The organism is Paenibacillus arenilitoris (assembly GCF_014705655.1).
In the GTDB taxonomy this organism is placed as follows: Bacteria; Bacillota; Bacilli; order Paenibacillales; family Paenibacillaceae; genus Pristimantibacillus; species Pristimantibacillus arenilitoris.
In genome coordinates this window covers 136,620-161,822 of the sequence record NZ_JACXIY010000016.1, presented here as the reverse complement: position 1 = coordinate 161,822, position 25,203 = coordinate 136,620, and the positions used below count along the sequence as shown (strand labels likewise).

Sequence of the window (25,203 nt, the reverse complement as noted above, 5' to 3'; positions counted from 1 at the left end):
CGTATCATATCATTTCATGTTGAAAATTCAAATATTAATGCGGCACGAAAGCTGTTAAGTTATTATTTAGACGGGGATGTTGGGGAAATTCATATCCAAACGGAAAGCGGGAGGGAAGCATGGATAACGCGAATGAATGGCCTGCATGGGCGACGGAAACCGTGTCGATCGCGCCATACGATCCAACTTGGCAAGCAAGAGGCGAGGAAGCCGCAAAGGAGCTGCAATCGCTGCTAGCCGAGTTCGGCGTGCGCGAGATCGAGCATATCGGCAGCACGTCCGTCCCCGGTTTGCCGGCGAAGCCGATTCTTGATCTGATGGCGCGTGTCGATTCGCTTGAGAATATCGGGAAGATCGCGGAGAAGCTTGCTCCCTTCGATTGGCATTTTGTGCCCTACGAACTGGATAAACGAGCCTGGAGACGTTTTTTCGTTCGGGTGAAGGGAGGCAAAAGGGTGGCGCATTTGCATGTGATGCCGGAAGGGGAACCGCAGTGGGAGACTCAGCTTTCTTTCCGCGACCGGCTGCGGCTAAACAAGCCATGGCGGGAGGAATATGCCGATTTAAAAAGGGAGCTGGCCGATCGGTTCGAGGGCGACCGCGAAAGCTACACGGATGCCAAGGCAGCGTTCGTGCACCGGATAATCGGAGATCCGTTTGCGCATTTCAAGCATAAGCATTCCCGACTGATCGAAGGTCGGCGGCATATTTGGAACGTCGAGAAGCTGTGGCGGTTAGCCGATGAACGGCCGGTTATCCGGATTCGGCTGGATGACATTCCGGAGCTTGACCAAGACTGCTGGTTCGGGCTCGGGGATACGTCGGCACCGACTATACGGCATGTAGCCGGGCATTGCAAAAGGATACTTGACGCGGATATGTCTTATCCGATTTTGCTCGGGAGCGACGGAGCGTTAATGGACGGCGGTCACCGCGCGGCAAAGTCGTACATGCAAGGCGATACCGCCATTTCGGCGGTACGGTTTACGGTCATGCCCGATGCCGATATTATTTTACCGGAATGGCAGTCCGGGAAGGAGTGAGCGTGATATGGGAAAACCGCAAGCCTGGCCCGATTGCGACGATGACATCAAACGGTTCATCCTGCAATTGGCGGAGCGGCTGAAGGGAGAATTGGGCGATGCTTTGACGGGCATCTATCTCCATGGCTCGCTGGCCATGGGGAGCTATTATCGGCCCAAAAGCGACATGGACCTGATCGTCGTCGTCGAAGACGAATTGGAAGCCGGATTGGCCGAGGCGGTCGGCATCGCGATCGCGGAGGAAGCAGCGGACAGGCCGACGACCGGCAACGTCGAATTAAGCGTCATAACGGCGGAAACGGCAGCGCGCGTCCCCGTTCCGACGCCTTTTGAAGTGCATTACAGCGAGGTCTGGCACGACCGGATTTTAAATCGCGAAGTCGACTATACGGTTGAGAGGATCGATCCGGACTTGGCCTCCCATCTCACGTATGTCGCGCAGCGCGGCGCCGTCCTATGCGGCAAACCGATCGTGGAGACTTTCGGCCAAGCGGAATGGACGCGGTTCATGGATGCGGTACTGGGCGACCTGGATTGGATTCTCGAGGCAGAGCATCTCCTCGAATCGCCGTACTACGGCGTGCTGAACATATGCCGGGTATTTCAAATCATGAGCGAAGACAGTCGGCTTGTTCATAGCAAGGACGAAGGCGGGGAGTGGGGGCTTGAGCATTTGCCGCAACGATTCCGGCCGCTTATTCAGCAATCGATCGACATCTATCGTTCTTCGGACCCCGTGACCGAGGAGCTGCGGAAAACGGGCGGCAAGGAATGGGATTATGCGGCCTTGCTCGCCTTTCGCGATTACGCAAGATCGGAAATGTGCGGAAACGGGAGAAGAGGTGAGAGCGGGATGAGAGGCGAACAAGAAATGATGGACATGATCATGAACGTCGCCAATAACGACGATCGGATCCGGGCGGTCGGGATGAACGGCTCGCGGACGAATCCGAAAGCGCCGAAAGACCGGTTTCAGGATTATGACATCGTGTTTTTAGTAAACGATATGGCTTCTTTTATCGACGATAAAAAATGGGTGGATCGCTTCGGCAGCAGAATCATTATGCAGACGCCGGAGGACATGGGGCTGGTGCCGCCCGAGCGCGACGGCAGGTATGCTTACTTGATGCTGTTCGATGACGGGAACCGGATCGATCTGACGCTATGTCCGGTCGAGATGAAGGACAGCTGGAACGGCGGCGACAAGCTTTCCGTTATTTTATTGGACAAGGACGGCAATCTTCCCCGGCTTTCGGCGCCGACCGACGAAGACTACTGGGTCAAACGCCCGTCCCCTGAATATTTCGCCGATTGCTGCAATGAGTTTTGGTGGGTTTCCACGTATGTGGCCAAAGGCTTGTGGAGGCAAGAGATGCTGTATGCGCAGGATCATTTGAACCTCGTCTTAAGGCCCATGCTCATTCGAATGCTCGAATGGCAGGTTGGCGTCGATACCGATTTTTCGGTAAGCGCCGGCAAAAACGGCAAATATTTAGAGCAATATTTGCCGAGGAGGAGCTGGGAGGCGCTTATGTCCACCTTCCCGGACGGGACGTATGATGGCGTTTGGCGAGCTTTGTTCGCAGCCGGCGAACTATTCCGCAGGACGGCGATCGATGTCGCGGAACGAAAGGGTTACGAGTATCCGATCGAAGACGATCGGAACGTTACCGCCTATTTAAAGCGCGTACGGCAAATGGAGCCGAAGACCGGCGGAAGAAAATAAACTGGCAAGGCTATGGCTGCGATGCGTTCGTTCGCCCGCTTCGAGGGATAGGGCGGATCGCGGCCGTTAGCAGCCGTTCGCACGATGCCGCTTCGACGGCCGCGAAGATATCCCGCTTTGCCGGAATCCTGCCGGCAGGATTGGGCGGAGAAGCTACGGCACTGGAGGGGAAAGGCAGTCACGATCCGTGACGGGAGGGACTCTTGCAATTGGCATTGTTTTCATGTAATATTTTGTTTGAACGTTCAAACAAGGTTTTGGCCGCAACGAAATGATGGAAACGGGAGGAGCTCATGACGGAAAACGACAAACAAGAGAGAATTATCGCCGCCGCTTACAAGGTGCTCGCCGAACGGGGCTACGACGAGGCGTCCACGAAGGAAATCGCACGCGCAGCGGGCGTCGCGCAAGGGCTGATCGGTTATTATTTTTCCAGCAAGGATTTATTGTTCGCGGAAGTATTCCGGCGCGAATCGGAGAGGTATTGCGAATCGCTGCCGTTCGTCCGGCGTCACGGCGAACAACCGCTCGACTTGGGCTCGTTGAAATCGGCTCTCAGCGTTCCGAAGTCGCGTGCCGAGGATAATCCGTCCTGGATTAAGCTTCGCTACGAATTGTTCGCGCTTGGGCTGCGCAATCCGGCCGTGTCCGACAGCATCAAAGACACGCTCGCAAGCAAGCGCGCCCATCTGACCGAGCTGATCGAGACGGTGAGCAAGCTGCCGGAGGAGCAATCCCGCGCGCTCGCGCCGATATTGCTGTCCGTATTCGACGGCCTCGCCCTGCAGCGGCTGTGCGACAAGGAATTCGATTACGACGGCGCCTACGATACGCTTGCGGCGATGATTCACGCTTATTTGCAAACTTTGCAAAAATAGATTGATAAGGAGTTTGCAAAAAGCAGAGAGACAATTTTTTTTGGAGAGTATTGTTTGATTGATCAAACAATGTAAATCGAACCTTAAGGAGGAGAGACCATGAGCAAGCACGAAGCATTAAGCAAGCCGACGTCGGCGCCGGCAAGAAGGAACGTCATGCAGGCGCTCGGGAGCATCATCGTTAGAGGCAGATGGTTCGTCATCGTTATCGGCTTATTGGCTTTCGTCGCCTCGGCGGTCATCGGGGCGGGAACGGTCGGCAAGCTGTCGCTCAGCAGATGGGAGGTTCCAGGCTCCGAATCGTACGAGGCGGGCAGGACGCTGGAGCGCCAATTCGGGTCAGGAAGCCCGAACCTGGCGCTGCTTGTGACGGCCAAGAATGGAACGGTCGACAGCCCGGATGTCCGTCAGGCGGGACTTGCGCTGACCGAGGAGCTGGCTTCCGACGATGCCGTGAACGAAGCTTCGTCGTATTGGTCCCGGGGCGGGACGCGCACGCTCCGCAGCGAAGACGGGACGCAGGCGCTTATTTTGGCGCATTTGAAGGGCACCGTCACGGAAGCGAGGACTGCCCTTGCCGAGCTGTCGCCGCGGTTTACGAGAGACAACGAAGAGATCAAGGTAGAGGTGGGCGGTCAAGACGAAATATTCAGACAAGCCGCCGAGCTGGCCAGGCAAGATTTCGTTCGGGCGGAAATGATCATCCTGCCCGGCGTATTTCTGTTTCTTCTCCTACTCTATAGGCGATTTAGGGCGACGGCGTTAACGATCGGCGTGGGGCTGTTTGCCATGGTTGGCACGCTGGCCGGATTGGCGGCCATCGTCACCTTCACCGAAGTATCGACGTTCGCTCTGAATTTGACCCTCGTCATGGGCCTTGGACTCGGCATCGATTATACGCTGTTCATGATCGCCCGCTTCAGAGAGGAGCTCGACGCCGGGAAGAATGCCCGCGACGCGGCCGCGCGGTCGGTGGAAACGGCCGGACGCACCGTGCTTTTCAGCGGAATTACCGTGGCGGCTTCGTGCGCGGTATTGTTCGTGTTCCCTTTCCCGTTCCTGCAGTCGTTCGCTTACACGGGCGTATTGGTCGTCTTGACCGGCTTGATCGGCTCCGTTCTGATTGTGCCTGCATTCTTCGCCGTGCTCGGCCACCGGCTCGCCCCCAGGTTCAAACGGAATACGGCTGCCGCCGCCCTTGACGCCCAACCTGCAGCCATCCGTTCCGGCTGGTGGTACCGAACGTCGAAAACGATCATGCGTCGGCCCGTTCTGTATGGCGTATCCGCCTGCTTCGTCCTGCTGCTGCTCGGCTCGCCCGTTCTCGACCTGAAGTTCGGCCTTCCCGATCACCGGGTGCTGCCGGAAGTCGCGTCGAGCCGCCAGGTGGAGGATCAGAAGCTTGCCGGCTTCCCGGCCGAAGAGACGGACGCGATCCAAGTCGTGGCTCCGGCGGTTCAGGATCCGGCGTCCGTAAGGAATGTCATTGCAAGCTACGCGGAAAGGCTTTCGACGATCCCCGGCGTCATTCAGGTCGACTCCTTTGCCGGGTCGTATTCGGAAGGGAAGCTCGTGACGCCGCCGAACGAGTCGCATGGCCGATTCGCCGGTCCGGACGGCGGCACGTTTCTTTCGGTCATCCCCTACGCGGCTATCATCAATGCCGACGCACCGAAGCTGGTGAACGAAATTCGGACGGCGGAAGCACCGTTCGAGGTGTTGGTCGGCGGTTATCCTGCCGATTTGACCGATTTCCGCGAGAAGCTTCTGGAGCGGATACCTGCGGCGCTGCTGCTAGTATTCGCGATCACGTTCGTTATTTTGTTCCTTATGACGGGCAGCATCCTGCTTCCGCTCAAAGCGACGGTGCTCAATTTCCTCAGTCTATCGATCATGTTCGGAGCGCTCGTCTGGGTATTCCAAGACGGCAACTTGTCCGGTTGGCTTAACTTCACGCCGTCCGGCACGATCGAGCCGAGCATCCCGATCCTTATGTTCTGCATCGCATACGGGCTGTCGATGGATTACGAAGTGTTCATCCTGTCGCGCATCAAGGAAGAGTACGACCGTACCGGCGATTTGACGGAGTCCGTCGCGGCCGGCATCCAGAAAAGCGGTTCCCTCGTGACGGCAGCCGCGGCCATCCTCGCCTTCACGTTCTCCGCGTATGCGACGGGGGAGGTCGTATTCCTCAAAATGCTCGGCGTGGGCATGACTTTGGCCGTATTGGTGGATGCCACGCTCATACGAAGCGTGCTCGTGCCGGCGTTCATGAAACTGGCCGGCCGGGCGAACTGGTGGGCGCCGAAGGCGCTCCGCCGCTTTCATGAGCGGTACGGCATATCGGAGGGAGATCCGGCTGAGGCTCGGCGCGAAACCGAAGAAGCGCAGCCGAAAGCGATCGTGCATTAAGGGAGCCGAATCGTCGTCCTCTGGCTGCTCGCCAACGAATAACGAAAAGGCCTGACGCACATTGCCGGCAGGCCTTTTTTTCGAATCGTCGACGCAGTCCTTCCCTAACGTTCGCCGTTGAAGGAATACTCCCGTTCCACTTTGCAAATCCGGATCGTGTACGTTTGGTACCAGGATTGCCTTCCTTTCTCCTGAGCGGCCCGATGCTCTTCGTTTTTCTTCCAATTGCCAATCGCCTCGAGGCTCTCCCAATAGGAAACGGTAATGCCGGAACCCGAATGATCCCTAACGCTCTCCGCGCCGATAAATCCGGGCTGCTCGGCGGCCAGCCGTTCCATAAGATCGGCCATTTCGCCGTATCCGTTATCACCGGACGTTCTTTGGCTCGAGAAGATGACGGCATAGTACGTGCCGGAAGATTCGCTCGTTTGATGTTGCATTTGGAATTGCTCCTTTCAATGCTTGCGAATGTCTTTGATTAACTCGATTATAGCTCTATAATTAATATAAATAAAATGAATGTTTAACATCCTTTAAATGAATTATATTCATGAAAGAATGCGGAGGCAAAAATGAATTTGATGAAATACGAAATTTTTTGCAAAGCAGTCGAGCTGGATAGCTTGACGAAAGCAGGCGAACGGTTGAATCTTACTCAATCGGCCGTTAGCCATGCGATCGCCAGCCTGGAACGCGATATCGGATTAACGCTGCTTCGCCGGAACCGGTCGGGCGTCCGCCTTACGAATAGCGGGGAGCGATTGATCGGGCATTTCAGGGAAATGCTCCAGGCTCGGGAAAAGCTTGAACAAGAGATTGCGGCGATCAAGGGGGTCGAGCGCGGAAGCGTCACAATCGGTACGTTCTCGAGCGTATCGATTCATTGGCTGCCTGGAATTTTGAAGCTCTTCCGAGAGCGGCATCCGCTTATCGAGGTTAAGCTCATGGACGGCAACTACGATGAAATCGAACGGTCGATCGCAAGCGGCGTCTGCGATTTCGGCTTCGTTAATCTGCCCGTCTCGGAAGCGCTTCAGACCGTTCCGCTCCATAAAGACAGGATGGTATGCTTATTGCCTCCCGGTCACCCGCTCTGCCGGGAGCCGCTGATTCGGATCGAACAACTCGTAAACGAGCCATTCATTATGCCGATCGCGGGGTGCGACAACGATGTCTTGCGGATCTTCTCGCGATACAAGCTTGCGCCGGCCATCCGGTATGAGCTGGAGGACGACCAAGCGATCGTGGCGATGGTTCGGAACGGATTCGGGATTAGCATTCTCCCGGAGCTTATCCTGACCGGACTGCCGGGAGACTTCTGCATCCGTCCGCTGGAGGGCGAGCATCACCGGACGATCGGCCTTGCCGCCGTTTCGTTTAGAGACAATTCCCCCGCCGCCAAGAAAATGACGGCATGCGTAGAACAATGGGTTGCCGATTATGGTCGCGCATCGGAATCCGGGATGGATGCCGAGCGGTAAAAAATTAAGGAATAGATAACTTTCGTTAATATAATCCGATCCGATTTTTTAGTAGAATGGCGAGAAACGTCATTTTGTCGGTCGAAACCCGAACATTCGACGTTATTCTTCAAAAGATTGGATTGGAGGAAAGTGAACGATGAGGCGAACAGGTTTTCTGCTGCTTAGCGCGTTGCTCCTATTAAGCGCGCTTCATGTTCCCGCGGGACGAGCGGCAGCGGCGGCAGCGGCCGCTCCCCGGATCTATGCCGGCGATTACTTCAGCGTCGGTCTGATCAGCGACGGCACGGTATGGTCGTGGGGAAGGGGAGGCAGAGGCCAAATAGGCAATGGGCATGCCAATAATTATTCGCGTCCGGTCAGAGCAACGGGCCTGTCGGACGTGAAATCGATCGCCGTAACCTACTACAGCGTGTTCGCCGTACGAGAGGACGGCACGGTATACGCATGGGGAGCGAACGAGAAGGGCCAGCTTGGAGACGGCACCGAAGAGGATCGGCTTGCTCCGGTCGAGGTGCCCGGGCTTGAACTTATATCTTCGGTTTCGTCCGGTTCTGGCTTGCATACGCTCGCCGTAGGCAGCGACGGCAAAGTATGGGCATGGGGAAACAACGATGCCGGACAGCTGGGGGACGGAACGGCCGAGCAGCGGCATACGCCCGTAGAGGTACCCGGGTTAACCGATATCGTCGAGGCGGCGGTCGGCGGATCGTTCAGCCTCGCACTGGCTTCAGATGGGCGGGTATGGTCATGGGGATGGAACAAGCAGGGACAACTGGGCGACGGGTCGGCGGACGAGAAAAGGCTGACGCCGATGCCGATCGCCGGCCTTGGCGGCATCGTCGCCATATCGGCCGGTTACAATCACGCCCTCGCGCTGGACGGGAACGGCGATGTCTGGGCATGGGGCCAGAATACGAACGGCGCCGTTGGGGACGGAACTTACGCGGAGCGCAGAACGCCCGTGAAGATCGGTTCTTTGGGAGACGTCGTCTCCGTCTCGGCGGGCCATTTTCACAATTTGGCGATCAAAGTGGACGGCACGGTCTGGGCATGGGGGTACAACGCTCAATATCAATTGGGCAACGGGTCGATCGAGAAAACGAATGTCCCGATCCAGGTTCCCGAATTGGGAGGAATGGCCGCGGTCGCCGCCGGCCGCTATCACAGCCTTGCCATGGACAAGGACGGATTAGGCTGGGCATGGGGCTACAATGGCGGCGGATTGTTAGGCGACCGAACGGGAGAAGACAGGCCGCTGCCCGTCAAAAATGCGGCCGTAATGGACGTAACGCCTCCGGCCGTCGTTAACGGCGCGATTGCCGTGTCGGACCGGCAGACGCGAGCCTTGAAGCTAAGCTGGCCGAAGGCGGACGACAATATGTCCCGGCAAGGCGATCTGCGCTATCAGGTCATCCGCTCCGACAGCGGCAATATCGCCACCGTGAATCAAGCGATCCTGAACGGCACGGAGGCGGGATCATTAACGCGCGATACCGGATCGTTCGAGGCGACGGGCCTCGAGCCCGGCAGGACGTATTACATTAACGTCATCGTCGTGGACGGGGCCGGGAACAAGAGCGCCTATGCGATGCAGCGGGCGGATACGGCCGCCGAACCGGTACCCGATTCGGAACCGCCGCTCGTTCAGGCGCTTTCCCCGGCTAACGGCTCGTCCGGGCCGCTCCCGGCTGCCGGTCTGTCGCTCTCGTTCGACGAACCCGTCATTGCTGTCGCGGGCAAACAAATCGTCATCCGCCGCCCGTACGACGACGCCGTCGAAGCGACGATTGATGCAGCCGACTTGGCGAAGGTATCGGTAACGGGCGAGACGGTGACCGTCGTGCCGGAGGATTCGCTCCCGCTGGGCGCGGATTATTACGTCACGATTGACGCAGGCGCTTTCGAGGATGCGGCGGGCAATGCATACGAAGGAATAAGCGATGCATCGTCATGGGCCTTTGCCCTAGAGACGGATCCCGATATTCCGGTTCCAAGCGACGACGCGACGCTGCAGTCGCTGGTCGTGAATGCGGGGGCGCAGGCCGTGCCCATGTCGCCGGCCTTTTCGCCGAACGTAACCGATTATGCGATCGGCGTGCCGCATGCCGTCGATTCGGTAACGGTTACTGCTGAAGCAGGCGGTCTCGGTGCCAGCGTTGCCGCAAGCGTCTATGACGGAACAGGGAGAATCGTATATGGTCCTCTCGCGATAACGGGCGGACAAGCTAGCGAATCGCTGCCGCTTCAAGTCGGAAGCAGCCGGATCGAGCTCGCGGTTACGGCAGAGGACCGTTCCGTGAAGCACTACCGGATCTCGGCGGACCGAAGCGGAGCAGAGCGCCCGCCTGCGGTTCAGCCGGTCGGCGGGAAGCCGGCGCTTGCAAGCGCGACGGTCAACGGCGAGGAGATGGACGCGATAGCGTCCGGAACGCTGCAGGAGAGCGAAGGCCGTACGTCCGCGATCGTAACGGTGGATACGCAGAGGCTGGAAGAACATTTGGCAGCGGTGGGCGAATATCCGATTATACGTCTGGCGGTGGAAGAGGACGCGGATCGTACGGCCGTGACGCTTAGCGGCCATGCCGTCAGTCTGCTGCGGAGCAAGCACGCCGTAATTGAGATCGAGACGGGAATCGGCAGCTACAGGCTGCCTGCCGAACAAGTGCCGATCAATCGGATCTATCCGCAATTCGGCGCGCAGATTCAGCCTCGGGACGTTGCCGTAGAGATGATTATCGCAAACGGCGGCGAGAGCCGGTTGGCGGAGCTGCAAGCCTTATCGGAACGATCGGGATTTAAGATTTTGACTACGCCGGTCGATTTCAGCCTGCTCGTCTCCTACGGCGGAAGAACGATCGAAGCCGATCGGTTCGACGCCTATATCGAGCGGGAAATTCCGCTGCCCGATGGGGGAGGGCCTGCCGTTACGACGACCGCCGTCGTATTGGAGGCAGGCGGAGAGATCCGTCCCGTCCCGACGCGGCTTACGGTCCGGGAGGGCCGATACGTCGCGGTCGTCAGCAGCTTGACGAATAGCAGCTATGCCGTCGTTCAACATTCGAAATCATTCGAAGACGTAAAATCGCATTGGGCCGAATCCGCTGTGAACGAGATGGCCTCGCGAATGGTCGTGAACGGCGGGAATAACGGGCTTTTCCGTCCGGACGATTCCGTAAGCCGGGCCGAATTCGCCGCCATGATCGTGAGGGCGCTTGGATTGCCGGTCGGCGGAGCGGGACGGACGTTCACGGATGTCGATACCGGCGATTGGTTCGCCGGAGTCGCCGCCATCGCGCACGAATACGGAATCATCGAAGGCGGGCCCGGCGGCGCGTTTCGCCCCGACGCCTCCATTACGCGGCAAGAGGCGGCGGTCATCGTGGCGAGGGCGTGGAAGCTGGCCGGAGGGGGAGCCGAACGTAGCGAGGATGCCGCCTGGCGATCCGAGCCGTTTCAAGACGAGGCGCTGATCGGAGGTTGGGCGAAGCCATCGGTCGATTTGACCGTTCAAAACGGTTTGTTCAAAGGAGCCGGAGGCTTATTCCTGCCGAGGAACCATTTGTCGAGAGCGGAGGCGGCCACAACGGTTGATCGGCTGCTGAAGCTAAGCGGACTCATAGACGGGTAGAGGTGAGGCAAGCGATCATCGAACGCCTGGGGAAACGGCAGCAGCCGCTTCCCCAGGCGTTCGTTTTATTCGCTTTGCTGCTGATATCGCGCCTGGCTCGAAAGAATAAAAGGCTGCAAGCCGTGAAGCAGAGGCAGCTCGGACGGTAGGCTTTCGCATCGCATTTATAGCAAAATAAGAATGAACGGCCAATTATTTTTGTGTTAATATAGTAGAGTGGGCTTTAGTTCTCAAGTACTATGCATAGCAAAGCTAGTAAAGAGAGAGGACACCGATTGACACATATGGTAAACCAGTTGCTCTTACATCTCATTATCATATTGTTCCCCATATTTATCCAGCAGTTCTTTTATACGAGGAAAAGAGCCAACGACAGTCTTCGTTACCAAATCTTGAACGGCATCATGTTCGGCGGGGCGGCCGTCATTTGCATGACATTCCCGGTTAACATTGTTGCGGATTTCCAATGGGATCTGCGCAGCATCCCGGTCATCGTATCGATCCTTTACAGCAAAGGCTATTATATGCCGGGCATGATCGCGTCTCTCATTGCCGAGGCTTACCGGTATTATATCGGAGGGGACGCGGCTATTCTTTCCATGATCGGGTTCGTCTTTATGATCGGCCCCGCCATCCCGTTCGTCAAGGCGTTCGCCCGCTGCGTGCCGATCAAGAGAGTGGCGCTTTGCTTGGCGCTGGCGCTGCATTCCGTTCTCGTTACGGTAGCGCTTCTCTATCTCTACCTGCGACTGAACGGGTACATAATCGAGCAGCCCGATTACAGCGTCGTCGTCTTCTCCGCGATGGGGCTCGTGACGATTATCGGGATGGGAATCTCCTCGCTGCTTAACGAACATATCATCGAAAGCGCCGCGATGAGGCTCGAGCTGGAGCGAAGCGAGAAGCTGAAGATCGTCAGTCAAATCGCCGCTTCCGTGGCCCATGAGGTGCGGAATCCGCTTACCGTCGTGAAGGGCTTCATTCAGCTGCTGAGCGATTCGGTCGACCTGAAGCAGCGAAATTATTTAAAGATCGCGCTCTCGGAGCTGGATCGGGCGGAATACATCATTACCGACTATTTGAATCTGGCGAAGCCGCAGGTCGAACAGTTGGAAGTGATCGAGGTATCGGATTTTCTGAACCATACGTTCGAGATGATGAATTCGTACAGCCTGATCCAGAATGTCGAGATGCGCGTGAACTGCGACCGGTCCGATCTGTACGTTCTGGCCGACAAGCCGAGGCTGACGCAAGTTATTTTGAATATGATCAAAAACGGAGTGGAAGCGATTCCAGAAACGGGCGAAGTTTCCGTCAACGCTTACGCGCGGAATGATGAAGTGTACATCGAGGTGGTCGATACCGGCTCCGGAATGTCCAAGGAAGACCTGGACAATATCGGCAAAGCCTTCTTCACGACCAAGGATACGGGAACCGGGCTCGGCATATTGGTAACCGTCCGGATCATCGAAGCGATGAACGGCAAAATCGCATTCGAAAGCGAGCTTGGCAAGGGGACGAAGGTTACGATCCGCTTGCCCGCTTCGCCAACATTCGAATAAGGCTGCTCGGCGACTGCGCTGGCGGTCTTTTTTGTCGTTCGCGGAGCAGCGATTCGGATTCAATTTCCGCCTTCAGGGCAAGCATGATCCGCTGTCTAACGATTTGAACGGGAACGAAACGCGAATCCATAGCATGCTAAACCGTAAAGATCCCGGCTCCTCCGTTTGCGTGAGGGCCGGGATCTTCCTGCATCCGGCTATTATTTCATTTGCAGCATCGCCGTCCATAATTCGGAGCTTTCGTAGCCGAGCCGCCAAGCGGCGACGCCGGCAAGGTCGTAAGCTTTGGCGATGTCGATGCGGGCTTTGACCGTGGCTTCCGTCTCCGCCCAGAACAGATAAGTGAAACCGTCTTTCGCGTATTTGTATTTCATTTGGCCGGACTCGGGGTCAAGCACGCCTTGCGCGGCGGTATTCGCGATGAGTTCAGGCACTTCCTTCATATAAATCGCACGGTTGCCGACCAGCTTGCCGGAAGCGTCCAGCTTCCATTCCCTGACGTAGAACGGAATGCCGAGCATAAGCTTGCTGCGCGGTATGCCGTAGTTCAAAAATTGCTTGACGCCTTCCTCGGTCCATTCAAGTCCAGCGACGGAGCCCGGCTCCGTGCTGCCGGACCAATGCTCGTCGTACGCCATAATGATGACCGTATCCACGACGGCAGCGATCGCGGCATGATCGTAAGCGGTCTGATGGTTCCAGCTGACGCTGCCTCTCGGCAGATCGATCGAAATTTTCATGCCCTTCGCCTGCACCGCTTTCGAAAGCGCGGTTACGAAAGCGGTATACGCCGCCCGGTCGCTTCCGGCGATTTGTTCGAAGTCGAGGTTGACGCCAGCGACGCGAAGCTCCGACATCTTGCCGACGAGCCGGTCGATAAAAGTTTGCTGCGCCGCCTTGTTCTTCAGGAAGGCGGTCGTCATCGTTCGGTCGAACTGGTTATGGACAAGCGGCATGACTTCGATGCCTTGCTCGGTTAACGTCTCCACGACGCTTATGTCGGAGGTGTCCTTGATCGAGCCGTCGGCTGCCGCCAGCTCGAACCAGGTAGGCGAGTCGATCGTAAGTCCCTGCGTACCCGCGGCATGGTCAAGCACGGTCTGGCTGGTCGCGCTTCCGTTCCAGCCCAGGTAGATGAGCTTCTTCGCGTTGTTCCAAATCGAACGCCCGTCGGCCGTCCGGACCGAGGCGTCCGCATAGCCCTTCGCGAAGGCGATCGCGCCGCTGCGCGTGTTGAACATGCGGAGCTTGTTCTCGCCTTGGTAGACGGTTAAATAAGGCAGGCCGGACCAAATCGCCTTGCCGCCCGCATGCACTTCCGCGTACGGCGTTTTTTTGGCCAGCCCCACGGCGGCATCCAGGCTGACGAATGCTTTGACGGTCGCGCCGTCCTTCACGACGGTGTAGGAAGGAACGTTCGAATGCACGGTTTTTCCGGTTGCGGTATTCACGACTTCGCTGCCGGGTACCGTCAGCGATGCGTTAATCGCGTCGTAGAGGAAGGCGTGGAGCTTATCCTCCTGAGCCGGCAATCCGTCGACCGTCACCTGGTAGACCGGCTTCGCCGCGCGCTGCGCTTTGATTTGCGCGGAAGTCAGGTTGCCCCAAACCCACTTGTTCGTCGACAAATCGATAATGTGGGCGTTGCCCCATTTTTTGGCCTCCTGCTTCGCGGCCGCAAGGGTCGTAAACGACCATTTCTGCTGCGTTTTGTCCCCTTGGAACAATTGGAATCGGGCATAGGTCTCGTACTTCCAGCCGATGTTCTCTAGGTCGCGGATATGCGCGTTCTTCAGCTGCTTGGCAACGGCAAGCGCCTGCTCGTACGTCCGAAACTCCCATTTGGCGTTCGTCGCGCCGTTCTGATAAACCTTGTAACGCGGGAAATTGTCCCACACCCAATTCCGTCCGGCGATCGTTTCGACGCGGCTGTAGCCGAACTTGCGGGCGTAGGCGATCGCCTGCGCCTCGGTCGGAAATTCGCGCAGCGCCTTGTCGTTTTGATAGACGCGGAACTTGGTCATCCGCGCCTCCGCGGCGGCGCCGGCGATGCCCGCGGCTCCCGCCATGACGATTTGACAGACCAGAACGAGCAGCAGAGCCGCGCTTAGTTTACTCCTCATCGTTTCTTCATCCACTCTCCTCTCCGAATCTATCTATTAGACGCACGAAGAGGGAGGATGTTTCTCCGATTCTATCGAGAGCAGGCTGGAAATAAACGGGGACGAATATATTTATTGGTTTGGGTAATCTTAACAACGACTCATAAAATACGGCCAAAATGAGGGTATCATGAAAAACGACGCATTTCCCGATCATTCCAGCTCATCCGAACTTGAAGACAATTCCTGCATTCCGTTTAAATCCGGCCTCGGGGACAATCTTGAAACGATCCAAGTCGAGCTCGGATACAGCTCGGACCTGTCGATTCGCGAATTCAAGCTGGGGTCGGCGGCCGTCCCTGCCGCAATATTGTGGATCAACAGCATGAATGATGCGCATTCGCTGGATCAGAATGTTATTGCTCCGCTGCTTGAACGCGGCAGCCGAATGGAGATCGTCCCGACTGCAGACGGGATTTACGAGCAGCTTTGCGACTCGGTTATCTTTTCCGGAGAAGTCGCTTTAGCGGAATCGGTCGATTCCGTTCTAACCCGGTTATTATCCGGCGCTTCCGTCCTTCTGGTTGATGGAATGACGAAAGGCGTGACAATAGGAAATACGGGATACGAGACGCGGAGCATCCAGGAGCCTTCCTCGACATCCGTCGTACGCGGCCCCCGCGACGGATTTGTTGAATCCTTATCGGTGAATGTATCCCTAATACGCCGGCGAATCAGGGATAAGAGGCTCCATGTCGAAGTGATGACAGTGGGCAGCGTCAGCCATACCCAAATCGCTCTGCTCTATTTGCGGCATCGCGCGCCAAAACAGGTCGTAGAAGAAGTGCGTGAAAGACTGAAGCGGATACAAATCGATGCCGTGCTTGAATCGAATTACATTGAAGAAATCATCAAAGACGCTCCGCGATCCATTTTCCCAACGGTCTATATTTCGGAACGGCCGGATGACATTGCCGGCGGGGCGCTCGAAGGAAGAGTGGTCGTCATTGTCGATGGCTCGCCGTTTGTCTTGCTGCTGCCCTGCACGTTTTTTCATCTGATGCAAACCGCCGAAGATTATTATTTGGCTTTCCCGATCGCAGCGTTCGTCAGGTGGCTGCGCTTGATCGGATTATACATTACGCTGTTATTTCCCGCTCTCTACGTGGGCATTCTGTCCTTCCATCCCGAAATGGTCCCGCCGGAACTGTTAAGCAGCATTCTGGCCGCGAGGGAAGGGGTTCCTTTCCCTTTGCTTATCGAAGCACTGCTTATGGAACTGACTTTCGAAGGCTTGCGCGAAGCCGGGGTCCGCATGCCCAGAGCGATCGGTTCCGCGATCAGCATCGTAGGCGCATTGGTTATCGGCGAATCGGCCGTCAGCGCGGGAATTATTTCGCCTCCTACGATTATTGTCGTGGCAGGAACCGCTATCGCATCGTTTATCATCCCTTCGGTTGAATTATCGGGGGCTGTCCGGCTTCTTCGTTTTTTCATGCTGTTGTTTGCTTCCATTCTGGGATTGTACGGCATCGTTCTGGGAATGATGCTTCTCGGTATCCACTTGACCACGATTAAATCGGTAGGGACTCCTTATTTGGCTCCGATTGCGCCGTTTAAATCGAAGGAAGCTTTGAAAACGGTCTTCCGTCTTCCGTGGTGGATCGTACGGACAAAAAAGAATTAACGCTATTGAGCGCTTCCGACCTAGATCATGTTGCGATTGAGAGGCGAAAAAAGGATGAGATGCAAGCCGGTGCTGTCAGTCGGTTGTTTGCTCGTTTTCACTTTTCTTTTTACGAGCGGCTGCTGGAGTCAAAAAAATTTGGAATATTTAACGGTCGTCTCCGGGCTTGGGCTCGATGCCGCACCCGAAGGCCAGATCGAAGTGACCGTTCAATTGCTGAATCCGACGCCGCCGACGGGCGCGGGAGGCAGCGGAAAAGAGAAAAGGCCGTTCGCTATCTACTCCGCGACGGCCAAAACGATAAACGGCGCTTTGGATTTGATCCAGCAGCAAACGAAAAAGACCCTTTTTTTGACGCAAACCCGTTCGATCGTCATCAGCGAGAAACTTGCCAGGCGCGGCGTTCACGATCATATGGATTATTTTTGGCGGTCGGGAAATAAAAATTTGACGGCCCCGATCTTAATCTCGAAACGATCCGCCAAGGAGACGCTCCAATATGCAAAGGAACTGGAAAATGTTCCATCCGACGCATGGAGGCTTTATTTTATGAACGAGGAGAGGCGACCTTCTGCGGGAGAATTGCAGCTCTATTTATTTCTGCCAAGAATGGATCAGATCGGCCACGAGGCAATCGGAGCAGGTATCATTCCCGCCACGGGTGGAAATATTATGAAAATCAGCAACACCGCCGTTTTTCATCAGGGCAAAATGGTGGGGTGGCTGTCAAATAAAGAAACGGAAATGATGCGGTGGATAAAAAAGGAGATTGGGAGACGAACGGTTTTGGTTGATTTGACCTCCGACAATTCCGAAACCTTATCTTTCAGGCTTAGCGGGTTACGTTCGCGCTTTAACGCGAATGTTCAGGGGAAGCAAATTACAATAGAGATTCGCCTCAAAGCGAAGGCCGAGGCTGTTGAAACTGCGCTAAATATGGACTTTACGGATTTGGAGATCGTTAGGAAGTTTGAATCGCGGCTGAACGGGCTTTTGCAAGACCGGGTTCAACAAACCTTAACAAAAATCTACGCAAATTATCGGAGCGATATTATCGGTTTTGGAGAATTCATCCATCAAAGACATCCCGGGCAGTGGAAAAAACTAAAACCGAATTGGCGTAACCGTTTGCCGCAGCTGGATTTCAAGGTTGAAGTAAAGACGACGATTATCAACTCGGGTCTCGAACGCGTCTCCAAATCGCAGGCACGATAATAAAAGGAGTCCATCTTGTTGAACAAGGATCTGATATCCGACAGACAATTTTTCATGCTCATCTTCGTCTCGATCACTTCATTGACCTATTTTTCGGTACCAACCATGCTGGTTCCCGCCGTCAAACAGGATCTGTGGCTTTCCATGGTCATCGGCACCGTCATCGACATCTACGTGGCTTATCTATTAGCTTGGCTGGGACGGGCTTATCCCGGACAATCTTTGGTTCAATACTCCGTGACCATCCTGGGGAAGGCCGGATACGCGCTCGGGTTCATCTTCATCCTCTTCTTTGCCGTAGTGATTTGCTTGTCGCTGTTCATCTTCAGCAACTTCCTGTCATCGACGCTCTTGGTCGGAACGCCCCTCATCGTGTTGACCTCTACGATGGCTGTAGCAGCCGGGTGGGCCGCATACAACGGGATCGAAACGATCGCAAGATTGGCGGAAATCATCTCCGTTCTCATCCTGCTTGTCTCGGTTGCCGGCGTACTCATCTCCATCCCGCAACTCGAACTGAGCAATTTGCTTCCCCAATTGGAAAATGGAGCTTGGCCCGCCGTCAAAGCGTCCGTCTATCCGGCCAGCTGGTTCGGTGTATGCATTCTGATGGGAATGGTTATGCCGCACCATAACAATCCGAAGCGTACGTTCAAGCTCAAAGCATCGGCCGTATTGCTTGGTGCGTCGATCATGACCCTATGGCTGCTCAACAGCATCGCGGCGCTTGGACAGGAAGTCGTCGGACGTCTTTATTATCCGGTCTATGCCTTTACCCGTACCATTCAACTGGTCTTCCTAGAGCGGGTCGACATTTTAATGATGCTGGTCTATATCTCGGGCACTTTTATTACGTTGTCGGTCTTATATTATATCGCTGCCGAAGGAGCGGCACAGCTGTTCGGGACTCGTTCGCACCGCAAATGGATTTTGCCTTTTGGCGTGCTCGTTACGATTCTTCCGGTTCTGCCGCCTTTTGGCAAAAATATGCTCCACACGTTTAAGGTATTCGAATTTTGGTTCCCGTTGACGGCGCTACTGGTAGAAGGAGGACTGACTACTTTATTGTTCGTCGCCGCATTATTCAGGAACAGAAAAAAGAAGCCGTCTTGACGACAGCCAATCCTCATGCCGGACTCCCGCGATTAAAAAAAGCACTCCGGAGACGTCGACCGCTTCGATCGTTCGTCTTCCGGAGTGCTTTGCTTACAGGCCGATTAATCTTCGATTTCCGCCCAAAACTCCTCGTCCGCGTCCAGCTTAATGGAGGAGCGGAACACGCGGCGGTTGTATTCCTTGTACATGTACTGCTCGATTGCCTCAAGGATGTTCGATTCGATAATGTATTGGCTTCGCCCGCTCACCCATACTTCGGCGGTGAAGCCGTATTGTTCTTCCCAGGAAAGCTGCACCTCGACATCAGACGGTTTCACGCCTCTGCGTTCCGCCATGTGCAGGCAGATGGCGTTAATGATTTCGTCCGTGTAGATGCGCACGATCAATAAGGTCTCCGCGGATTCGGCGGGTTGCGCTTGCTGCGCAAGTAGACGAAGGCGACGCGGATCAGCATAATAATGGCGAAGATGGCGAGCAGGTTGATCATAAGGCCGAGAATTTGGCCGAATGCGCCCATTCCCGCGAACAAGCCGCCGAACATCAAGCCGGCCAAGCCGCCGATCATCAAGCCTTTCATCAGGCTGCCGCCGCCGAAGAAGCCCGGCTTCGTCGCGCCGGTCGTCGCTCCCGTTTTGGCGCCGGTGTTCGTCTGGCTCGTGTTTTCATTTTTTTTCGGGGTTTGCGTATAGCTCTGTTTCGGAGACTTGATTCCGCCCCTTGGCTTCGCGTCGGCATATTGGCCAAAGCCTAACGTGAAAAACAATGCGAGTGCGAGCATGACCATAAATCCCTTTTTCATTTGTCTTTCTCCTCCTGATATACGTTTTGCTGCATTGCGAACATAGTGAAATACGGCTAAGATAGACAAAGGTTTCATTTGAACGTCATTCCTTTTTTTACAATTAGCCTGGCGGGAGGAAGTTATGACCAATTTTCCTAATGCATATGTTTCCTATTTGACGGAATTTCATGCGTCGCGGGATTTTTTCGAATGCCACGAGCTGCTGGAGGAGTATTGGAAGGAGCATCCGGGCGATGCGCTCGCCGAGGCGTGGGTGGGCCTCATTCAGCTTGCCGTGGCGCTGTATCACCAGCGCCGGGGCAACTTCCGCGGCGCGCTGATGATGTTCGGGCAAGCGGAGCGCAAGCTGTCTGCGGACGCGCTCGATCGGCTGTGCATCGAACGGGAGAGCCTGCAGGCGGAGCTGGCGGAGAGAATCGAGGCATTAAAGGGCGGGGAGCCTCTCGTTTACGCCGATATGAACCTTCGAATCACGAGCGATCGATTATCGGCGCTCTGTCTTGCGCAATGCGAAGAGCGCGGCTGGACATGGGGAGCGCCGAGCCCGATGAAGGACGACTCGATCGTGCACCGGCATAAACTGCGCGACCGTACGGATGTCATCGCCGCCCGGCGGGAAGCCTACGATGCAAAAATAAAGGAGCGGGGCGGCTCGTCCTGAGCCTGCCCGCTCCCCTCGTTCCACAGCCGCCCGCATGTTTAGGTGCGCGTCAAACGATTAAACGGAGATGCGTCGTGTAGATTTGACCGTCGCTCTTCAGGCTGAAGCTGCCCTGTCCTTCGTCGTAATCGATTTTGAGCTTCGGCTCGTAATACACTTCGTGGCGGGGCTCATAATAGAAGGGCAGCGGATCGCCCTCGGCGAGCTTGTCGTCGACCGACGGACCGTCGATGAGCTGGAGCGCCGGGACGCCGCTAACGACGCAGCCGCAGCCCTCCATGTCGTGCAGCAGCTTGAGCCGCTTCGTTCCGTCGCCCAAGTAAGGGGAGAGCTTCTGTACGGCCGATTTCGAGAATGTAATGTGCATAGCGGTTCGCTTCCTCTCTTCGCGGGTGCGCCGGCTTGGCGGGCCGGCGGGTTTTATGTTGATTATAATGAGCGGAATAAGTAAGATCAAGTTACGTTCCAGCGATTGGAATGCGATCATTCAATGAAGAAAGGCGGAATAACGATGCCGGCAAACAAAGACGAAGCGCTGCAGCGCTTCAAAGAAAACGTAAGCAAAATAAAAAGCTACGAGGAAGCGCTCGGCGTCCTGTATTGGGATTTGCGCACGGGCGCGCCGCGCAAAGGGATGGATCATCGTTCCGAAGTAATCGGCGCGTTATCCGGCGACATGTTCAAGCTGTCCACTTCGCCGGAGCTCGGCGAATGGCTGGAAACGCTGGAGGAGAAGAACGTCTATGGCGGCTTGTCCGAAATCGACCGGCGGCTCGTGTCGGAGACGAGGAAGGAATACGACCGCAGCGTCAAAATTCCGCCGAAGCTGTATCAGGAATACGTCGTGCTCGCCTCGCAATCGGAATCGAAATGGGAGGAAGCGAAGGCGGACAACGATTACGCCGGCTTCCAGCCTTATTTGGAGAAGGTGATCGCGTATACGAACCAATTCATCGATTTGTGGGGACCGAAGGATACCCGCTACGATACGCTTCTCGATCAATACGAGCCGGGGATGACGGTGTCCGAGCTGGACCGCGTATTCGGCGGGCTGCGCGCCAAGCTCGTTCCGCTGGCCGCCGCCATCGCGGCTTCCCCGCATCAGCCGGATACGTCCTTCCTGAGCCAACGGTTCGATAAGCCGGCGCAAAAGGAATTCAGCCTATACATACTGAACGAGATGGGCTACAGCTTCGAAGCCGGCCGGCTGGACGAAAGCGTGCATCCGTTCGCGACGGGGCTTAGCCCCGGGGACGTCCGGATTACGACGCGGTACCTCGAGAACGACGTCACGAGCGCGCTGTTCGGGACGATCCACGAGGGCGGCCATGCCCTCTACGAGCAAAACATCATGGAAGAGCTGATCGGCACGACGCTGTGCACCGGAACGTCGATGGGCATACACGAATCGCAGTCCCGCTTCTGGGAGAACGTGATCGGCCGCAGCCGACCGTTCTGGGAACGCTACTTCGGCGAGCTTCAGAAGCGCTTCCCGGGCAAGCTCGACGTAAACGTCGATCAATTTTACCGCGGCAATAACGTCGTGAAGCCGTCCCTTATCCGGATCGAAGCGGATGAGCTCACTTACAACCTTCATATTATTATCCGCTACGAGATGGAGAAGCTGATCTTCAACGAAGGGGCTAAGGCTTCGGACCTGCCGGCGATTTGGAACGAGAAATACAAGGAATACCTCGGCATTACGCCGCCGAGCGACGCCGAAGGCGTGCTGCAGGACGTGCACTGGTCGGGCGGGGCGTTCGGCTATTTCCCGTCGTATTCGCTCGGGAACATGTACGCGGCGCAAATCGCGGATACGATGGAGCGGGAGCTGGACGGCTTCTGGTCGCTCGTCGGACGCGGCGAGCTGCAGCCGATCAAGCAGTGGCTGACGGAGCGGATATACCGGTACGGCAAGCTGAGGACCCCGTCCGAGCTCATCGAGAGTGTAACCGGCAAACCGCTCGATCCGCAGCATTTGGTTACGTATTTAACGAATAAATATACGGATATATACAAGCTTCAATAAGGAAAGGAAACCGAAGGCTGCCCGGTCGTCTGGAACGACTAGCGGGCAGCCTTCTTTTTGTGCCGCCATTCACCGCGGAGCCCAATCGCGCATAGGCTGGAGTACATCGAGAAGTCGCAAATGCGCAGGAGGGACGCTTAATGAAGAGACGCAATTTTATGTCGCTGCTGCTTGCGGCAGCGCTCGCCGCGACGGCCGTGCTGGCCGGCTGCGGCAACGGAGGTTCGGGGAAGGCGACCGTAAGGATCGGCGAGGTGACGCGCTCGCTGTTCTACGCGCCGGAATACGTCGCCATCGCGAAAGGCTTTTTTGAAGAGGAAGGGTTGAACGTCGAATTGACGACGACGCCGGGCGGCGACAAGACGATGACCGCGCTGCTCTCGAACGTGATCGACGTGGCGCTCGTCGGTTCGGAGACGTCGATCTACGTCTATCAGCAAGGATCCGACGATCCGATCATCAACTTCGCGCAGTTGACGCAAACCGACGGCACGTTCCTCGTGGCGCGGGAAGCGGACGACAGCTTCGACTGGAATTCGCTCAAGGGCAGCGTCTTTCTCGGCCAGCGCGTAGGCGGCATGCCGCAAATGGCGGGCGAATTCACGCTGAAGAAACACGGAATCGATCCGAAAGCGGATCTCGAGCTGATCCAAAACGTCGATTTCGCCAACATTCCGGCGGCTTTCGCATCCGGAACCGGCGATTACGTGCAGCTGTTCGAGCCGACGGCTTCGATCTTCGAGAAGGAAGGCCAGGGCCATGTCGTCGCTTCGTTCGGCACGGAGAGCGGTCTGCTGCCTTACACCGTCTTCATGGCGAAGCAGAGCTACATGAACAAAAACGAAAAGACCGTTCAGGCGTTCACGAACGCGATTCATAAAGCGCAGCTTTGGGTGGAGGAAAACAGCGCCGAGGCGATCGCGGACGCGGTGCTGCCGTACTTCGAAAACGTCGACCGCGATATTCTGATCAGCTCGATCGACCGTTATAAGCAGCAAGGCTCCTTCGCTTCCGACCCGATCATCGACGAAGCGGAGTGGAACAATCTGCTGGATGTCATAACGTCGGCCGGCGAGCTGGAGAAGCGGACGGAGCATAGCGAGCTCGTCGATACCAGCTTCGCGGAGAACGCGATCGAAGCGGTCAACTAAACGCCGTGCGGAAGGAAATGGGGGCTCTGGGCTTGAAACGGGATTCGGTGCTTGAGCTGCAGCGGCTATCGCATGTATACGTGAACGAGAAAGGAGCCTCGCTCGCCGTCGAGAACATCGATCTGACCGTCTCGCGCGGACAATTCGTCAGCCTTGTCGGCCCTAGCGGCTGCGGGAAGACGACGGTGCTCAGTCTGCTGGCCGGGCTGTTCCCGCCGACCAAAGGCCGGGTGCTGCTGAGCGGGGAACGGGTGCAAGGCCCATCGCCTAAAGTGGGCTATATGCTGCAGCAGGACTATTTGTTCCCATGGCGCACGATAAGGGACAACGCCGCCGTGGGTCTTGAAATTAGCGGACGCAAGACGAGAAGCTCGATGGAGGCGGTCGACGCGCTGCTCGAGGAGGTCGGACTGCCCGGAGCCGGCCATCGCTTCCCGCACGAGCTGTCGGGCGGCATGCGGCAGCGGGTGGCGCTTGCCCGTACGCTGGCGACCGATCCGGAGGTGCTTCTCCTCGACGAGCCGTTCTCGGCGCTCGATTTGCATATCAAGCTTCAACTGGAGGACTTGGTCGATCAAACGTTGAAGCGGCTGTGCAAAACGGCCGTGCTCGTGACGCATGATTTGGCGGAAGCGGCGGCGATGAGCGACCGCGTCATCGTGCTCGGACGAAATCCGGGCCGCATTCGCTGCGAGCTGGCCGTTCCGGATGAGATCCGGCTCGCTTCCCCGATGAACGCGCGCAAGCTGCCCGGCTTTCAAGAGCTGTTCGAGCGGCTGTGGTCGGAGCTGGACGCGCAGGACGAGGAAGGAGGGGAGAGCGATGGAGGACAATGACCGCAATCGGTCGGACGATGAGGAGGAGCTGGCGAATGTATCGGGCATCCGGGAGGACCGGCGGGATTGGATGAACGAGCTTCACGTCCGCTTCAAGCAGCGCGAGCTGCGCCTTACGACGGCGGTCATCGCGACGCAGATCGTATTGCTGGCGCTGTTCGTCGGCCTATGGGAGTTCGCCGGAAGGCGGAAGTGGATCGACCCGCTTCTGTTCAGCTACCCGACGAAGCTGCTGGACCAGCTGTGGCGGACGATGGCGGACGGCTCGATTTGGCCGCATGTCGGCGTGACGGTGTCCGAGACCGTCGCGGGCTTCGCGCTCGGCACGCTGCTCGGCACGCTGATCGCGGCCGCGCTCTGGTGGTTCCCGTTCTTGTCCCGGGTATTCGATCCTTACCTGGTCGTATTGAACAGCATGCCGAAGGTAGCGCTCGGGCCGATCTTCATCGTAGGCCTCGGGCCCGGCTTCATGTCGATCGTGGCCGTCACGCTGTCCGTCACCGTCATCATCACGACGATTAACATATATAACCGGTTCCGCGAGATCGACAGCGGTTACGTCAAGGTGGTCCGGCTGTTCGGCGCGACGCGCTCGCAGCTGTTCCGGCTCGTCATCTTGCCGGGCTCCTTCCCGGTCATTATCTCGACGCTGAAGGTAAACGTCGGGCTGGCCTGGGTCGGGGTCATCGTCGGCGAATTTCTCGTTGCGAAGCTCGGTCTCGGCTACTTGATCATCTACGGATTTCAAGTGTTCAACTTCACGCTCGTGCTGTCCAGCCTGATCGTGATCGCCGTCGTCGCGACGATCATGTACCAGCTCGTATCGGCGCTCGAGCGGAAGTTGACGGCGGGCTGGCGCGAGCGGTAGGAT

At 56.7% G+C, this 25,203-nt stretch carries 19 protein-coding genes and 2 pseudogenes; 16 read left to right on the top strand and 5 right to left on the bottom strand.

Features of this window, described 5'->3' with window-relative positions; translation table 11 throughout:
• Positions 1 to 119: 119 nt before the first annotated feature.
• The 5 genes and pseudogenes from IDH41_RS31385 to IDH41_RS14840 form a co-directional block, all read left to right on the top strand.
• A pseudogene (locus IDH41_RS31385) lies at positions 120 to 647 on the top strand (GrpB family protein); the annotation flags it as partial.
• Between the two features lie 352 nt (positions 648 to 999).
• Positions 1,000 to 1,761, top strand: a pseudogene (locus IDH41_RS31380) (aminoglycoside adenylyltransferase domain-containing protein); the annotation flags it as partial.
• 135 nt (positions 1,762 to 1,896) lie between these two features.
• Positions 1,897 to 2,769: an aminoglycoside 6-adenylyltransferase gene (locus IDH41_RS31375; RefSeq protein ID WP_223829753.1), complete on the top strand. Its 873-nt coding sequence runs from the start codon at positions 1,897 to 1,899 to the stop codon at positions 2,767 to 2,769.
• Between the two features lie 293 nt (positions 2,770 to 3,062).
• The gene (locus IDH41_RS14845) at positions 3,063 to 3,647 is read left to right on the top strand and encodes a TetR/AcrR family transcriptional regulator (protein WP_190862303.1); all 585 of its coding nucleotides are present in this window, start codon (positions 3,063 to 3,065) and stop codon (positions 3,645 to 3,647) included.
• Positions 3,648 to 3,746: 99 nt separating this feature from the next.
• Positions 3,747 to 6,059 (top strand): MMPL family transporter, encoded by a 2,313-nt coding sequence (locus tag IDH41_RS14840; protein WP_190862301.1) that lies wholly within the window; start codon positions 3,747 to 3,749, stop codon positions 6,057 to 6,059.
• A 104-nt stretch (positions 6,060 to 6,163) separates the two neighbouring features.
• Here IDH41_RS14840 and IDH41_RS14835 read toward each other — a convergent pair whose 3' ends face one another.
• Positions 6,164 to 6,499, bottom strand: coding sequence for an antibiotic biosynthesis monooxygenase family protein (locus IDH41_RS14835; protein ID WP_190862300.1), 336 nt, complete (start codon positions 6,497 to 6,499; stop codon positions 6,164 to 6,166).
• Positions 6,500 to 6,631: 132 nt separating this feature from the next.
• Between IDH41_RS14835 and IDH41_RS14830 the strand changes: the two genes are divergently transcribed.
• From IDH41_RS14830 to IDH41_RS14820, 3 genes are all read left to right on the top strand, one after another.
• Positions 6,632 to 7,540, top strand: coding sequence for a LysR family transcriptional regulator (locus IDH41_RS14830; protein ID WP_190862298.1), 909 nt, complete (start codon positions 6,632 to 6,634; stop codon positions 7,538 to 7,540).
• 139 nt (positions 7,541 to 7,679) lie between these two features.
• Positions 7,680 to 11,171, top strand: a complete 3,492-nt coding sequence (locus IDH41_RS14825; protein ID WP_190862296.1) for an RCC1 domain-containing protein — start codon at positions 7,680 to 7,682, stop codon at positions 11,169 to 11,171.
• A 284-nt stretch (positions 11,172 to 11,455) separates the two neighbouring features.
• Positions 11,456 to 12,733, top strand: coding sequence for an ATP-binding protein (locus tag IDH41_RS14820; protein WP_223829752.1), 1,278 nt, complete (start codon positions 11,456 to 11,458; stop codon positions 12,731 to 12,733).
• A gap of 200 nt (positions 12,734 to 12,933) precedes the next feature.
• Here IDH41_RS14820 and IDH41_RS14815 read toward each other — a convergent pair whose 3' ends face one another.
• A complete protein-coding gene (locus IDH41_RS14815; protein WP_190862292.1) occupies positions 12,934 to 14,856 on the bottom strand; it encodes a glycosyl hydrolase family 18 protein in 1,923 nt (640 codons plus the stop codon).
• Positions 14,857 to 15,025: 169 nt separating this feature from the next.
• On the opposite strand from IDH41_RS14815, the gene IDH41_RS14810 reads away from it, so the two are divergent.
• Genes IDH41_RS14810 through IDH41_RS14800 form a run of 3 tightly spaced genes read left to right on the top strand, consistent with a single transcriptional unit; the run spans position 15,026 to position 18,850 of the window.
• Positions 15,026 to 16,522, top strand: coding sequence for a spore germination protein (locus tag IDH41_RS14810; RefSeq protein ID WP_190862290.1), 1,497 nt, complete (start codon positions 15,026 to 15,028; stop codon positions 16,520 to 16,522).
• 27 nt (positions 16,523 to 16,549) lie between these two features.
• Positions 16,550 to 17,737, top strand: a complete 1,188-nt coding sequence (locus IDH41_RS14805) for a Ger(x)C family spore germination protein (RefSeq protein WP_317890753.1) — start codon at positions 16,550 to 16,552, stop codon at positions 17,735 to 17,737.
• Positions 17,738 to 17,755: 18 nt separating this feature from the next.
• Positions 17,756 to 18,850, top strand: a complete 1,095-nt coding sequence (locus tag IDH41_RS14800; protein ID WP_190862286.1) for a GerAB/ArcD/ProY family transporter — start codon at positions 17,756 to 17,758, stop codon at positions 18,848 to 18,850.
• A 104-nt stretch (positions 18,851 to 18,954) separates the two neighbouring features.
• Here the strand turns inward: IDH41_RS14800 and IDH41_RS14795 are convergent, their stop codons facing one another.
• Entirely contained in the window at positions 18,955 to 19,233 is a 279-nt protein-coding gene (locus tag IDH41_RS14795) for a YxcD family protein (RefSeq protein ID WP_190862284.1), read from the bottom strand.
• Between the two features lie 2 nt (positions 19,234 to 19,235).
• Positions 19,236 to 19,652, bottom strand: coding sequence for a hypothetical protein (locus IDH41_RS14790; RefSeq protein ID WP_223829737.1), 417 nt, complete (start codon positions 19,650 to 19,652; stop codon positions 19,236 to 19,238).
• Between the two features lie 124 nt (positions 19,653 to 19,776).
• On the opposite strand from IDH41_RS14790, the gene IDH41_RS14785 reads away from it, so the two are divergent.
• A complete protein-coding gene (locus tag IDH41_RS14785) occupies positions 19,777 to 20,316 on the top strand; it encodes a DUF309 domain-containing protein (RefSeq protein ID WP_190862282.1) in 540 nt (179 codons plus the stop codon).
• 49 nt (positions 20,317 to 20,365) lie between these two features.
• Here IDH41_RS14785 and IDH41_RS14780 read toward each other — a convergent pair whose 3' ends face one another.
• Positions 20,366 to 20,683: an iron-sulfur cluster biosynthesis family protein gene (locus IDH41_RS14780; RefSeq protein WP_190862279.1), complete on the bottom strand. Its 318-nt coding sequence runs from the start codon at positions 20,681 to 20,683 to the stop codon at positions 20,366 to 20,368.
• Between the two features lie 144 nt (positions 20,684 to 20,827).
• Here IDH41_RS14780 and IDH41_RS14775 point away from each other — a divergent pair, with 144 nt between their 5' ends.
• The 4 genes from IDH41_RS14775 to IDH41_RS14760 all read left to right on the top strand — a co-directional run bounded on the left by IDH41_RS14775 (position 20,828) and on the right by IDH41_RS14760 (position 25,200).
• Positions 20,828 to 22,345, top strand: coding sequence for a carboxypeptidase M32 (locus IDH41_RS14775; RefSeq protein WP_190862278.1), 1,518 nt, complete (start codon positions 20,828 to 20,830; stop codon positions 22,343 to 22,345).
• A 140-nt stretch (positions 22,346 to 22,485) separates the two neighbouring features.
• Positions 22,486 to 23,496, top strand: a complete 1,011-nt coding sequence (locus IDH41_RS14770; RefSeq protein WP_190862276.1) for an ABC transporter substrate-binding protein — start codon at positions 22,486 to 22,488, stop codon at positions 23,494 to 23,496.
• A gap of 32 nt (positions 23,497 to 23,528) precedes the next feature.
• A complete protein-coding gene (locus tag IDH41_RS14765; RefSeq protein ID WP_223829736.1) occupies positions 23,529 to 24,332 on the top strand; it encodes an ABC transporter ATP-binding protein in 804 nt (267 codons plus the stop codon).
• Positions 24,333 to 24,402: 70 nt separating this feature from the next.
• Entirely contained in the window at positions 24,403 to 25,200 is a 798-nt protein-coding gene (locus IDH41_RS14760) for an ABC transporter permease (RefSeq protein ID WP_223829751.1), read from the top strand.
• Positions 25,201 to 25,203 lie beyond the last annotated feature (3 nt).

Bases quoted from the DNA above. Each gene is read 5' to 3' on its own strand.
- IDH41_RS31375 (WP_223829753.1), top strand. From the start codon at position 1,897: ATGAGAGGCGAACAAGAAATGATGGACATGATCATGAACGTCGCCAAT.
- IDH41_RS14810 (WP_190862290.1), top strand. From the start codon at position 15,026: ATGAAAAACGACGCATTTCCCGATCATTCCAGCTCATCCGAACTTGAA.
- IDH41_RS14830 (WP_190862298.1), top strand. From the start codon at position 6,632: ATGAATTTGATGAAATACGAAATTTTTTGCAAAGCAGTCGAGCTGGAT.
- IDH41_RS14825 (WP_190862296.1), top strand. From the start codon at position 7,680: ATGAGGCGAACAGGTTTTCTGCTGCTTAGCGCGTTGCTCCTATTAAGC.
- IDH41_RS14790 (WP_223829737.1), bottom strand. From the start codon at position 19,652: ATGAAAAAGGGATTTATGGTCATGCTCGCACTCGCATTGTTTTTCACG.
- IDH41_RS14780 (WP_190862279.1), bottom strand. From the start codon at position 20,683: ATGCACATTACATTCTCGAAATCGGCCGTACAGAAGCTCTCCCCTTAC.
- IDH41_RS14770 (WP_190862276.1), top strand. From the start codon at position 22,486: ATGAAGAGACGCAATTTTATGTCGCTGCTGCTTGCGGCAGCGCTCGCC.
- IDH41_RS14775 (WP_190862278.1), top strand. From the start codon at position 20,828: ATGCCGGCAAACAAAGACGAAGCGCTGCAGCGCTTCAAAGAAAACGTA.
- IDH41_RS14835 (WP_190862300.1), bottom strand. From the start codon at position 6,499: ATGCAACATCAAACGAGCGAATCTTCCGGCACGTACTATGCCGTCATC.
- IDH41_RS14815 (WP_190862292.1), bottom strand. From the start codon at position 14,856: ATGAGGAGTAAACTAAGCGCGGCTCTGCTGCTCGTTCTGGTCTGTCAA.
- IDH41_RS14785 (WP_190862282.1), top strand. From the start codon at position 19,777: ATGACCAATTTTCCTAATGCATATGTTTCCTATTTGACGGAATTTCAT.
- IDH41_RS14840 (WP_190862301.1), top strand. From the start codon at position 3,747: ATGAGCAAGCACGAAGCATTAAGCAAGCCGACGTCGGCGCCGGCAAGA.
- IDH41_RS14805 (WP_317890753.1), top strand. From the start codon at position 16,550: ATGTTGCGATTGAGAGGCGAAAAAAGGATGAGATGCAAGCCGGTGCTG.
- IDH41_RS14845 (WP_190862303.1), top strand. From the start codon at position 3,063: ATGACGGAAAACGACAAACAAGAGAGAATTATCGCCGCCGCTTACAAG.
- IDH41_RS14760 (WP_223829751.1), top strand. From the start codon at position 24,403: ATGAACGAGCTTCACGTCCGCTTCAAGCAGCGCGAGCTGCGCCTTACG.
- IDH41_RS14820 (WP_223829752.1), top strand. From the start codon at position 11,456: ATGGTAAACCAGTTGCTCTTACATCTCATTATCATATTGTTCCCCATA.